The organism is Qipengyuania proteolytica (assembly GCF_019711565.1).
GTDB lineage: Bacteria > Pseudomonadota > Alphaproteobacteria > Sphingomonadales > Sphingomonadaceae > Qipengyuania > Qipengyuania proteolytica.
This window is the reverse complement of the sequence record NZ_JAIGNN010000001.1, coordinates 730,705-744,058: the sequence shown is the minus strand read 5'-3', so window position 1 is coordinate 744,058 and position 13,354 is coordinate 730,705. Positions and strand designations below refer to the sequence as shown.

Below are 13,354 nucleotides of genomic sequence, written 5' to 3'. Positions count from 1 at the left end.
GGCTGTTCGCTTGTCGTGATTCGCATGCCGCCCTAAGCGTTGGTTCACCATGATCATCGCCTGTCCCGCCTGTTCCACCCGTTACGTGGTGCCCGATAGCGCCATCGGGATCGAAGGTCGGACGGTCCGCTGCGCCAAATGCAAGCACAGCTGGTTCCAGGACGGGCCCGATGCGGAGCAGATGGCGAAGACGGCAGCGGTACCGACACCGGCCCCGTCGCCGCAGCCGGTACCCGCGCCTGCCCCTGCCCCCAAACCGGTCGCACCAGACCCTGCGACCGAAGTGCCAAGTGACGACTTCAGCTACGGCGGCAGCATCGCGGCTACTGAGCGGCGCGAGGCACCCGATTTCGACGAAACCGAGCCGCCGTACGGCGACGTCCAGGACGAGCTTCCGCCGGCGCCGGAACCGGAGGAGTACGACGACGGCCGCTCTGCCTTCGGGTATGAACCGCCCTTCCGCCCGCGCCGGAATGTCACCAAGCTGTGGACCATCGCCGCCGCAGTCTTCGCCGTCCTCGCACTCGGCACGGTGGTGGCGGTCAATTATGTCGGCCTGCCAGACTGGGTGCCCGTCTCCAAGCCGCTGTTCGGCCAAGCGCAACCCGACCTCGAGCTGTCCTTCCCGGTCGAGGAACAGGAGCGGCGCACGCTGCCCAACGGCACCGAGTTCTTCGGCGCGAAGATCTTGGTCAAGAACACCGCGCGGGAATCACGCGCGATCCCGCCGATCCTGATCGTGTTGCTCGACCAGCGCGAGCGGCAGGTCTACAGCTGGGTGGTCAACCCGCCGCAGGCGACGCTCGCCCCGGGCGAGGAACTGACCATCAACGAGGCTGTGACCGACGTGCCCAAATCGGCGGTTTTCGCCGATATCGGCTGGGCCCCGCGCTGAGCCGTTCGCAAGCGGCAATAAAGGTGCTTGCGAGCCTGTAACGGCGCTGCTAGGGGCGCGCTCCTACCGGCGGGAAGGCGAGCGATTCAGCTCTTCCCGATGCAGACTGTGTGCGGTCGTGGCGGAACTGGTAGACGCGCAACGTTGAGGTCGTTGTGGCCGAAAGGCCGTGGAAGTTCGAGTCTTCTCGACCGCACCAACAGTCCCCCCGAAACCCCTCCGCAAGCAGGCTGGTACAACCCGGCCCCTCGCCGTTGCCGGGAGAAGCCGGCCGCCACTACTTGGCGGGTTGCGCTGTGTTCATGTCTATTCTTGCAACTCCCCTTCTGATCGACGCGACTCTTGTTGCGCATAATTTCACGGTCTCTATATTGCGGCGATTGTTTGGGGAGCGGGGCAAATGCCTAATTTTACCGGAAATATCGGGTCGGACACGATCATTGGCACGGCCGACGCGGATTACATTTACGATCCGGACGGGAACGACAATATTTCCGGTGGCGGTGGTGACGACATCATCCGCGACGATCATGGCAGCGATGTGCTCTCTGGCGGCGCGGGCAACGACACCTTCTACCTGATCCGCAGCTACGTTTACGAGTACGATTACGATTTCATCGAGACAGTCGAGCTCTATGGCGGTGCCGGTGATGACGCAGTAGTCGCGAACCTCAGCTACCAGACCCTGCTGACCGGCAACCTGGGCGACGGCCACGATGTCATGCGCCTGAGCGGCGGGGTCTATTTCGACATTTCGCTCGGCGGCGGGCGCGATGCCGTCCACCTCAACGAGATCCAGTTCAGTGCCGGCCCCCTGCGCATCCGCGACTTCGCAGCGGGCAATGCAGGCGATGTCTTCAACATCAGCGACGCGATCGCCACCTACACCGACGGCGTGACCAACCCCTTTGCCAGCGGGCATCTCGTGCTGGTTCAGGAAGGGGCAAATGCCGTCCTCTATTTCGACACCAGCGGCCACGGGAATGCGAACCATCTGGGGGTCGTTTTCCAGAACGTCACTGTCGGCGCGCTGATCGCGGCCAACTTCTTCGGCTTCAACCCCAACGGCGCAGCAATCGGAGCCGGGGCAACCGTCACGGGCACCGCCGATGCCGAATTCCTCGATGGCACCGCCGGGGCCGACACGATCAATGGCGGTGCCGGTGGCGACACGATCTACGGCTATTATTCGAACGACACGCTCTCTGGCGAGGCGGGTGACGACATCATCTATGGCGGCGGCGGCGCCGACGTCATCTATGGCGGCGACGACAACGACCGGCTCGTCGGCGGTGCGCAGTTCGACACGCTGTATGGCGGTGCGGGCGACGACGTGCTTTCGGGCGGCGACTGGCATCGCGACCGGCTCGAAGGTGGTTCGGGCAACGATACGATGGAGGAGCGCGGCGCCAATGACGTGATGCTCGGCGGCGACGGCGACGATACCATCATCCACCGCTCGTATGGCGCGCCTACGATCGATGGCGGGGCCGGTAACGACCGGATTACTATCGATCACGGTGGAGCGGGCTATTATACCAGCAGTACCAGCTATTCTTTCGATGTGCTTGCGGGCACGGGTGCCGATGTCGTCTCCTACAGCAGCGCGTTCTCGGGTGCCGTAACGCTGAACCTCGGGGGCGGAGACGACTCGCTTACGGTCGCCTCGGGCTTGCAGGCCATCACCGTCGTTCTTGGCGCGGGAAGCGACCGAATCACGGTGACCAACCTGAATTCTTTCAACCGCGAGATCATCACCGTCAACGATTTCCAGGCGGGCACGGGCGGCGACGTGTTCGACGTCATGTCGAGCCTGCAGCAATGGTTCACCGGCTCGTCGGACTGGGATGGCCAGACGAACCCCTTCGCGACCGGCCATGTCGTCCTCGTCCAGCAAGGCGCCAACGTTCTCGTCAGGTTCGACCGCGACGGCAGCGCCAGCGGATCCGACGCTTTCACGGTCGCGATCCTGCTCAACACCAACATAGCAAGCTTCACGGCCTTCAATTTCGACGGCGCACCGCCGGATGGTGGTGCGATCGTCGGCGTTACGTTCAACGGTACGGCGGGCGCGGATACCCTAATCGGGACGATCAGGCCGGACACCCTAAATGGCCTAGGCGGCGACGACCGCATCGAGGGCCGCGCGGGCGACGACACGCTCAACGGCGGTGACGGCAACGATGTCATCCTCGGCGGCGACGGATATGACCAGATTTCCGGGGGGCTCGGCAACGACCAGATCACCGACAACGGCCGCGTTGCGATCTTCGGCGAAGGCGGCAACGACACGATCACGGTCTCGGGTTACGGTCTGAACTACGGCACCATCAACGGCGGCGGCGGCGACGACGTCATCAGCGCTATGATGTATACCAATACCATCGCGCACGACGACGCGATCGTGGCGGGTGACGGCAACGACGTCGTCACCTATGAAGGCGGTTCGGCGATCGGCACGCGTCATACGGTGAGCATCGATCTTGGCGCAGGCGCCGACGTCCTCAACCTCGGGCCGACCGGCTCCTTCTCGAACCCGCTCATCACGACCGGCGCGGGCGCCGACAGGATCGTCCTGAGCGGCGCTTACGGCATCGACGGCGGTCCAACCGATCCGAACAATCCGACGTCGATCGTCTTCACCGACTTCACTCCCGGAGCGGGCGGCGACGTGTTCGACATCCGCGCTTATGCGAACCAGGCCATAACCAATCTGGTCGGCACCAACCCGTTCGCGGGCGGTTTCTGGGCGCGCCTGGTGCAGAGCGAGGGCAACGTCGTCCTCGAATTTTCCAATACGGCCATGAGTGGCCAGTGGTATCAGCTAGCCATCTTCCGCAACACCACGCTCGACCAGTTCACCGACTACAATTTCGGCGGGTACGACATCGATGGCGCAGCCCCGAACGGTCGCACGCTGACGGCGGCACCGGGCGGCAGCAACCTGATCGGGACCTTCCTCGCCGACACATTCAATGGCGGCGCCGGTCAGGACACGATCGAAGGCCGCGGCGGCAACGACACTGTCTACGGTGGTGGCGGCGACGACTGGATCTACACCGGCGCGGGCAATGACTACATCGACGCCGGTGCGGGCAACGACAACATCGATTCCGGCAGCGGCGCCGACACGATCCTCGGTGGCGACGGCAGCGACTGGATCACCTTGCGCAGCTCCGGCGGCATGATCGACGGCGGCGCTGGCTACGATGTCATATTCATCGAGAACGAATTCTATCTCAGCACCGGAGGGATCACCTTCGATTATGCGACCTTCGTCGCGAACGGCAGCTTCTCGCTCGGCGGGGACTCGGTCACGAATGTGGAAGACGTCCAGTTCCTCGATGGCACGAACGGCAACGACCGGATCACCTATGGCCCCGCAGCGCCGGGGTGGGTGGAGCTGAACGGGCGCGGCGGCAACGACGTGCTCCACGGCACCGATAGCGACGACGTCCTGAACGGCGGTACCGGGGACGACTTGCTGCTCGGCTTCGGCGGTTACGACCAGATCCAGGGCGGCGACGGCGACGACACCATCGACGGCGGCGCCGATTTCGACGAGCTGAGCGGCGGTACGGGCAATGACAACGCCCTCGGCGGCGACGGCGACGACTACCTATATGGCGATGCAGGGGACGACATCCTGCGCGGCAACGCCGGGGCCGACCAGCTCTTCGGCGGCACCGGGACCGACAGTCTGATCGGCGGCGGCGGCGACGATATCCTGACGCTCGATGTTTCGGCTGGCGACGCGATCGATGGGGGCGACGGCACCGACCTTTTCCGCGTCGACTATTTCAACGCATCTGCCGGCGTTGTCATGAACCTCAACAACGTTTGGACTGGCGGCCTGGCACGGACCACCGGCGGGACCTTCGCGATCACCGGTGTCGAAGCCTTCGAATTCTCGCTCAGCCGCTTCGCCGACAGGGTTTACGTCGGCGACGGCTTCACCAGCTCGGTCGAGATCGACGGCGGCGCGGGTGACGACGAACTCGGCGGCGGCGGCGCGGGCGACGTCATCGTCGGCGGTGACGGTAGCGACGTGATCTACGGCTACGGCGGCGATGATGAGATCCACGGCGATCGCATCGGCGGCGGCAACTTCCCGGGCAACGATACGATCTATGGCGGGGACGGTGACGATACCGTCTATGGCGATGACGGCGACGACGTGCTGCGCGGCGGTCGCGGTAACGACTACCTGTCCGGCGGGGCAGGCAACGACCGTTTGTTCGGCGGCGGCGGCGACGACACGCTCGTCGGCCTCGACGGCAACGACATTTTCGCTGCCGGCGGCGGGCGCAATTCCATCAATGGCGGTGCCGGCGACGATCTGATCCTGATCCAGGTCGGTCGGACATACGATACGATGATGGACGGCGGCACCGGATACGACATCATCCGCGCCAACCTAAATCGTGCCAAGCTGGTGTGGAACGGCAGCAACATCACGAACATCGAGGAGATCGATGCCTCGGGTGTGAATGCCTTCAGCATCATCGGCACGGTGTTCAACGACTTCTGGAACATCGCCTCCATGACCGGGGGCGGCCTGTCCGATCCGATCCTGACCGGTCGTATCATCTTCGATGCGGGCGACGGCGACGATACGATCGTCGGCATCGCGGGTTCGCAGGACCTGCGCGGCGGGGCCGGCAACGATACGATCGACGGCGGCACAGGCGCGGACGCCATGGCCGGTGGCTCGGGCGACGATACCTTCTATGTCGACAACATCGGCGACACCGTGACCGAGTTCGCCAGCGGCGGCAACGACCGGGTCTACGCATCGGTGAGCTATGTGCTCGCGGCCGAGGTAGAACATCTCTACCTCAATGGAACGGCGACCGAAGGCACCGGGAACTCATCCAATAACGACATCATCGGAAACGAACTCAATAACGTCCTGCGCGGCGAAGGTGGCGGAGACCGGCTCTACGGCGAAGGTGGCTCGGACACGATTTTCGGAGGCTCCGGCTGGGACGAGATATACGGCGGCACCGGCTCTGATTTCCTCTATGGCGAAGATGGCGACGACGGCATTCGCGGAGGAACCGGCGACGATCTGATCGACGGCGGAACCGGTGCGGATTTCCTCGATGGCGAAGATGGACATGACGAAATCCATGGCGGAATCGGAGATGATATCGTCGAAGGTGGCGCTGGAAACGACATGCTTTACGGGGAAGATGGCAATGACGACCTCTCCGGTGAAGACGATGCAGACGACCTATTCGGTGGCAATGGCAACGATACGCTCTCTGGCGGCTTGGGCGCGGACGATCTGTTCGGTGGCGACGGCGATGACGTTCTGTTCGGTGGCTCTGGCCAGGACACGATGACCGGTGGAGCCGGTGCGGATATCTACTTCTTCCGGGACTACAGCGATTTCTCCGGAAACACCGGCGGCGCGGCCGATCGCATAATCGGCTTCAGCAGAGCCGAAGGCGATATGATCAGCCTCAACTCCCTCGATGCGAACGTGAACCTGGCTGGCAACCAGGACTTCAGCTTCATCGGCGCAACCACCTTCACCGGTGTCGCGGGCCAGCTGCGCTATACCCAATCTGGCGGCAACACGACGATCTTCGGCGATGTCGATGGCGATGGGCTGGCCGATTTCGCGATCCAGCTTGATGGACTCGTCAACCTGACAGCGGGGGACTTCTTCCTCTGATCAGCTGACGGTCACACCTGCGAGAGCGTGCTGAGGGGCCACCACGCGCCGCCGGCACGCTCGGCCTTGTAGCGGCCAAGGTCCCGCAGGCGCGCCATGAAAGCGGGCTTGAACATTTCCGCGTCCTTGAAGTTCTCGCCGACATCGCTCGGGAAACTGTCGTACTGGTCCGCCGTGGTGAGCAGTATCTCGCCATAGGGATTGGCGAGGCGCAGCGCGGCGATTGCGCCGATCTCGCTCTCGTTGACCAGCAAATCGTAACCGCGCTGGCCGTTCTTGAGCGGGCCGGACTTGCGGTTCAGCTCGGGCGCGGGCTTGCGCATCGTCGGGCCGTTGCGAACGACATAAACCTTGGGGGCGGTCCTGCGATACTCCTCGGCAAAGCCGTCCTCAGGCGGCATCGAGGCCTTGGTGAGCCCTCGGCTGGCCATGTTCTTGCGCACCTGCGTATCGACGATCGCCATGGTACGGTCGAAGAAAACCGAGCGGCGCACGCCGCCGTCGTAGAGCGAGATCGCCTCGCCATTCGAACCGGCGACGCGCAATTGCTGGTGGAACACCGGCATGGCGGAAGAGGCCATGGTCGCCGCCGCGAGCGCCTCTGCCGCTTTCTCGAGGCTCGGCGCCTTGTTCACCAGTTCGCGCAAGTCGGCGTAGCGGAAGGTCCCGTCGTCCGCCTCGACGAACCCTGCGAAGCCCGCGATGCTCGAATTCCCGATTGCCTCGACGAGCCTGCAATCGCCGTCTGGACAGAGCGCTTCGATGATCCGCTTCCTGAGCGGCGCGGTGCCTGCCGCGGATCCGAAGAAAGGCACGAAGCCTAGACCGGTACGGCGCACCACCTCGCTCTCCTTCGCAGGAGAATATCCCCACAAGAGGCGGTTCAGCGCATGGCGGCGCATGTCGGGCGTCTGCTTAGGATCGAGCGCGACCATGAGCATCAGCGTCTGCAGCGACCCGGTCGAGATACCGGTGATGACCCCGATGCCCTCGAGGCCCAACTCCTGGGGGCCGCTCTGCTTGCTCAGCGTGTCGAACAGGCCCGCTCCGAATGCACCCCATTGGCCCCCGCCCGACAGCAGCAGCACGTTGCATTCGGGGGCATCGGCCTGGACGTGGCATTCGACCGCTTCCTCGATCGAACAGCTCATCGGGTCGTCGAGGCGGCATTCCATCACCGCCCGCGCATCGCGCTGGACGTCGCGGATGATCGGGCCGGGGTCGCCGTCCATCACATGCGTGTAGAATCCGTCGATCCTGAAAGTCAGCGCGCCGCGCCTGAAGATCTTGAACAGGATAAGGCCAAGGACGAGCTCGCCCAGCAAGACCGCGCCGATACACAGCAATAAATTCATGAAAACCGCCCACCCCGATGATTTGAGGGGCGCATGGTAATTGGGTGGCGGGCTAAATCAATCAGCCATGCGCGCCGAATTCATTGGCGATCGCGGTCGAAATGCGCAGGCACAGGCCATAGGCATGGTCGATCGGGTCGATGAACTGGTCGCGTATCGCTGCGTAGCCTTCGCCCTGCCCGCGCGGGTATTCGCCCGGCTCGTCGATGGCGAAATCGTCCTTGCGCGGAAAGCTGACCGGATAGGCGCGGCGCAATTGTGCAAGCGCTTCGTCGATGCGGAGCGAGAAAACCATCTCGAGCACGTCGAACCGGCTGATGTCGTTGGCGCGGCTGAAGGCGGGGACCGAGACGGCCTTGAGGAAGATGTGCTGGAGCAACGCCAGGCGGACGGCCTGTAGCACACCGATGATGCGGCGCACGTTCTCGCGGTCGGGATGCGGTTCCTCGTTCGGAACGAGGTCGAACAGGCGATGGAGCTTGAGCGCGTCGACGCGCAAGCGCGAGGCGAGGCGGCGGAACACGCCGTTCCGGTCATCCGAGATCAGGTATTCGGCGAGCGTCTCGCAGGCTTCGCCGAGGTGATCCTCGGTCCCGCGATAGGGCCTGCTCGCCCAATAGGCCGAGTTGAACAGCTCACCGAAAGCGGCGACCGTCTTGATGCTGGCGAGCGCGTTGGATGCGCGCACCAGCCGCATGATCTGCCGTCCGCGCGCGCTTTCGGTCAGGAGCGCGGCGATATCCTCGATATTGCTTTCCGCGGCGCTGCCGACGCCGGCGATGATGTTCACCGGATAGCCGAGCTGCTGGAGGATGGCGTTGTGGGGGATCGCGCGGATCTGACGCAGGCTCATTTCGCGATCTGCCGCCAGGTCCGACTGGCGGCGCGAGACGCGGCTGCCGGTCTGGTTGAGCAGGCCGAGCCCGAAGGCGGTTACTGCGCGGCTGTAAGTCCGGCTTTCGAGGTGGTCGCGCTGGTGGTCCTTGATCGCGCGGTAGAAGTCGAGGCTGAGATCGGTGCGGCGATAGAAGGGGTCGGTCGGCACGCTTGCGTCGGTGTGTGCCGGGGTGCACTCTATGATGCTGGTGAGGGTGGCCAGCGCCAGCTCGGGCGTGGCGAAGAAGAGGTAACCGTCGCCGCCCTGGAAGCTCGCCTCCGCCTCCAACCGGATACCGGCCCGCGTGAAACGCCGCTGCGCCCAGGGGCTGAGCGGCCATTCGATCCGGTCCTCGAAGCTTGAGGGGTGGGCGCCGCGTCCCATGCCCTCGCCATGCGTGTCGAAGATCAGTGCTGCAACGTCGTCGAGGCCATTCGCGCTCATCGCCTCGGCGAGGCGACCTTGCAGGCGCTCGATCGCGAGGCTGGCCGGGATCTGGCCGACGAAGCGGCCGGCATCGGAAAAACCGGTCTGGATCGCGACGCGCCCGCGCAGCCTGGCGTAGGCGCGGTATTCTTCCTCTGCGAGGAGCGAGTCGAGGAAGCGCCCGCCATGCTCCAGCGCGGTTTCGGTTTCGAACAGCGGCGAGACGTCCACCTTGTCTTCGATCCCGAACAGCTTGGCGAAATAGAGTGCGGCGAGCACCGTTGCGGGCTGCTCGCACTCGGCCACCAGCATGCGGATCGGCGCATCGGCGTCGATGTGCTTCAGGATCTGTGTCATCACGAGGAACTGGCGCACCGCAGTCGAGCTTTCGACCGCGAGGCTGGCGAAGTTCGCGCTCGTCGGCTCGACCTGCGTAAGCAAGTCGCGCAACGCGGCGACCGCACCTCGGCTCGAGAGGTCGATATCCGCCGCGTCGCCGAGCCGCTGGCGGATGGCGTTGTGCAACTGCTTGGCGTTTACGCGGAAGTGGATCCAGCCCATGCCGAGCCCGTCGGCGCGCATGGCAGCGGCGAGCGTGCGCAGGGCGACGGCGCGGCCATTCGTGGCAGAGGCGGCTTCAGCCTCCAGTTGCTCGATGAGGGGCGCGAGCGAGAGGAGCTTGTCATCCCCGCCCGCCGTCAGCCGGTTGGCCGCCGCCGAGAGATCCGCTGCCTGCGAAAGGTCGCCGGCGAATTCTTCCGCACTCTCGGCAGTACGTCTGGCAGCAGCGCGCAGCGTGCCGAGCAGGGCGTGTCCGGCGTCGATCGCTTCGAGCTGCGTCGCATAGCGCTCCAGCCGCTCGGCCTTTTCCGAAAGCCGGAAGGCGATGGAAGTGTACCACTTGATATCGGTCCGCCCGTCCATGTCGTAGCCGACCCAACTGGCGAAGCGGAACGGCAAGGGTGCAACCTCGAGCCAGCGGTCCGGCCAGTTGGTCCGCGCGGTCTCGAGCACTCGCGCCAAAATCCGGTCGCGCGCGTCCTGCGCATTGGCGATCGCCGCCATGGCCCGCTCATGCTCGTAGCGCAGCGTGATCTGGGGCCGCTCGCCCTCTTCGCTCGAGGTGATCGGCGTTCCGTCGGACGCGGCTTTGGCGACCGTCGCCGATTGCGCCGGGGTCAGGAGGAAGGTCGGATGTGCCGTGAACACCGCATGCAGGTGTGAGCGCTCCCAGAAGGCCTTGAAGCCGCCGAACTCTTCCCGGGGTGTCGTAACCGCTGCCAGCCGCTCGCTTCCCTGCTCCGGCGCGACCAGGCATCGAAGCCGCTCGGCACGCGCCTCGAGCGACTTCGCCTCCAGTTCGTCGACCAGCCGGGCGAGGTCCGAAATCGTCGTGTCGCCGCGTTCCAGCCGCCGCGACAGGTCGAGCGAAAGCTGGAAGACCGGGTTGAACAGCGGCGTTTCGGCCGTCTTGCGATGCAGGTCCCGCAGCCGATCGCTGAGCCCATCGAGCGTGATCTGGAGCGGCTGGTCTGGCATGGTCGGTCCTCTGGCTGGATATTGTGGCCGTTCGGCGGCAATGTGCCGCCCGAGTCAAGGCGGGGCCGGTTTCGCAGGCGATGAATACGCATGCGGTGCAAGGGCAAGACTGGGGGCTGGACAGCGCCTGCGCAAGGCTCCACCCATGCAGCCGACCACGACATTTTACAGGATCGATACATGAGCGACTGGACCATCGGCATCATCGGGGGCTCGGGCCTCTATGCGATGGATGCGCTCGAGGATGCGCAATGGATCCGCGTCAAATCGCCATGGGGCGAACCGTCGGACGAAATCCTGTGCGGGACCATCGGCCACGTGCGGGTGCGCTTCCTGCCGCGCCACGGCCGCGGGCATCGCGTCCTGCCTTCGACCCTCAACTCGCGCGCCAACATCGATGCGCTCAAGCGCGCCGGCTGCACCGATATCCTCGCGATCAGCGCAGTCGGATCGCTGTCGGAAGAACTGCCGCCGGGCCGCTTCGTCACCGTCGACCAGTTCATCGACAACACCAGGGGGCGGCCATCGACCTTTTTCGGCGACGGCTTCGTTGCGCATGTCAGCATGGCCGAGCCGACCTGCCCGCGCCTCTCCAAGCACGCCGCCAAGGCGGTCGCCAAGGTCGGCGGAGATTGCAGCGAGGGCGCGACCTATCTCGCGATGGAGGGCCCGCAATTTTCCAGTCGCGCGGAGAGCAAGCTCTACCGCCACTGGGGCGCGGAAGTGATCGGCATGACCGGCATGCCGGAGGCAAAGCTCGCCCGGGAAGCGGAGCTGCCCTACGCCCTGCTCGCCATGGTGACCGACTGGGATAGCTGGCGCGACGACGAGGAAAGCGTCGATGTCGCGCAGGTGATCGAACAGATGAATGCCAATTCGGCCCTCGCCCGCAAGGCAGTCGAGGGATTCTGCAAGGGCCTGCCGAAAAAGCGCAATCCCTCGCCCATCGACCATGCGCTGACCGATGCGGTGATCACGGCGCCCGACAAGCACGACAAGGCGCTGCTCGGCAAACTCGACGCGGTGGCCGGTCGCCTGCTGCGGCAGACATGAGCAGACCGTACGACCTCGTCGTCGTCGGTGGGGGCATCAATGGCGCCGGGATCGCGCGCGACGCCGCGGGCCGGGGCCTGCGTGTCATGCTGGTCGAGAAGGACGATCTGGCTTCGCACACATCCTCGGCCAGCACGAAGCTGGTTCACGGCGGCCTGCGTTATCTCGAGAATTACGAGTTCAGGCTGGTCGCAGAGAGCCTGCGCGAGCGCGAGGTGCTGCTCCATTGCGCCCCGCATATCATCTGGCCGCTGCGCTTCGTCATGCCGCACGAGCCGAGCATGCGTCCCAAATGGATGCTGCGCGCCGGCCTTCTGCTTTACGACCACATCGGCGGGCGGATGAGCCTGCCCAAGAGCCGCGCGATCGATCTCAATACGGCTCCGCATCGCGGCGTGCTGCAGGATCGGTTCAAGTCGGGCTTCGAATATTCCGACTGCTGGGTCGAGGATTCCCGCCTCGTGGTCCTGAGCGCAATGGACGCCGAAGCGCGCGGCGCGACGGTTGCCACGCGGACCGAATGCGTCGCGCTGCAACGCAGCGATGACAGCTGGACCGCAACCTTGCGAGGCGCAGCGGGCGAGAAGACCGTCGAGGCAAAGGCGGTGATCAACACCGCCGGCCCCTTCGTCGACCGTCTGGCGCGGCAGGCGCTCGGACAGGGAACGCCGTCGCATCTGCGGCTGGTGAAGGGCAGCCACATCATCGTCTCGCGGCGCTTCCCGGGGGAGCACGCCTATATCTTCCAGCAGCCCGACGGACGCATCGTCTTCGCGATCCCCTACGAGCGGGACTTCACGCTCATCGGCACGACCGACCTGCTGTTCGAGGGCGACCTCGACGCCGTGCGCATCTCCGACGAGGAGATTGCTTACCTGTGCGAAGCCGCGTCGCGCTATTTCACGAGCAGCATCACGCGCGAGGAAATCGCCTCGACCTATTCGGGCGTGCGCCCGCTCTACGAAGATAATGCCGCGAGCAATTCGACCGTCACGCGGGATTATGTCTTCGAACTAGACAGCGAGGGCGGTGCGCCGATCCTGTCGGTTTACGGCGGCAAGATCACCACGTTTCGCAAGCTCGCCGAGCATGCGCTGGAAAAGCTCGGCAAGGTGATGGAGGTCCCCGGCGCGCCCTGGACCGCCCACGCGAAGCTGCCCGGGGGCGAATTCGAGGACGGCGATTTCGCCCGCTTCCTGTGGAAGTCCAGCGAGCATTACGACTGGGTGCCCCCCGAAATGCTGCTGCGACTGGGACGGGCCTATGGCACCCGGCTCGCCGAAATCCTGCATGACAAGCACTCGCTGGCCGACCTCGGCTCGTGCCTGGGCGGCAATCTCTACGAAGCGGAACTGCGCTACCTGGTCGAGCACGAATATGCGCGGACTGCGGAAGACGTGCTGTGGCGGCGGAGCAAGCTCGGCCTGCATCTGCCCGCCGATGCCCAGGCACGCGTGGCGGAGTGGATGGCCGCGAACGTTACGGCAAGCTTCGACTTCGCTTGATTGCGGGCAGGCGCGGGTCCA

General features: G+C 64.9%; 6 protein-coding genes and 1 tRNA gene. 5 read left to right on the top strand and 2 right to left on the bottom strand.

What is annotated here, in order from left to right; genetic code table 11:
- Positions 1-49 precede the first annotated feature (49 nt).
- The 3 genes from K3172_RS03545 to K3172_RS15630 all read left to right on the top strand — a co-directional run bounded on the left by K3172_RS03545 (position 50) and on the right by K3172_RS15630 (position 6,578).
- Complete coding sequence (locus K3172_RS03545; RefSeq protein ID WP_221587078.1) at positions 50-895, top strand: zinc-ribbon domain-containing protein; 846 nt, start codon at positions 50-52, stop codon at positions 893-895.
- 112 nt (positions 896-1,007) lie between these two features.
- A tRNA-Leu gene (locus K3172_RS03540) sits at positions 1,008-1,094 on the top strand.
- Positions 1,095-1,295: 201 nt separating this feature from the next.
- Positions 1,296-6,578, top strand: a complete 5,283-nt coding sequence (locus tag K3172_RS15630) for a calcium-binding protein (protein ID WP_221587077.1) — start codon at positions 1,296-1,298, stop codon at positions 6,576-6,578.
- 11 nt (positions 6,579-6,589) lie between these two features.
- Here K3172_RS15630 and K3172_RS03530 read toward each other — a convergent pair whose 3' ends face one another.
- Together K3172_RS03530 and K3172_RS03525 are read right to left on the bottom strand one after the other, a co-directional pair.
- Complete coding sequence (locus tag K3172_RS03530; RefSeq protein WP_221587076.1) at positions 6,590-7,933, bottom strand: patatin-like phospholipase family protein; 1,344 nt, start codon at positions 7,931-7,933, stop codon at positions 6,590-6,592.
- 61 nt (positions 7,934-7,994) lie between these two features.
- Positions 7,995-10,775: a phosphoenolpyruvate carboxylase gene (locus tag K3172_RS03525; protein WP_221587075.1), complete on the bottom strand. Its 2,781-nt coding sequence runs from the start codon at positions 10,773-10,775 to the stop codon at positions 7,995-7,997.
- A 180-nt stretch (positions 10,776-10,955) separates the two neighbouring features.
- Between K3172_RS03525 and mtnP the strand changes: the two genes are divergently transcribed.
- Both mtnP and glpD read left to right on the top strand, forming a co-directional pair.
- Positions 10,956-11,828, top strand: coding sequence for an S-methyl-5'-thioadenosine phosphorylase (gene mtnP, locus K3172_RS03520; protein WP_221587074.1), 873 nt, complete (start codon positions 10,956-10,958; stop codon positions 11,826-11,828).
- Positions 11,825-13,333 carry a glycerol-3-phosphate dehydrogenase gene (gene glpD, locus K3172_RS03515; RefSeq protein ID WP_221587073.1) on the top strand — a complete coding sequence of 503 codons (1,509 nt, stop codon included), beginning with the start codon at positions 11,825-11,827 and terminating at the stop codon, positions 13,331-13,333. Before mtnP ends, glpD begins: the two co-directional genes overlap by 4 nt.
- The last annotated feature ends 21 nt before the right edge of the window (positions 13,334-13,354 follow it).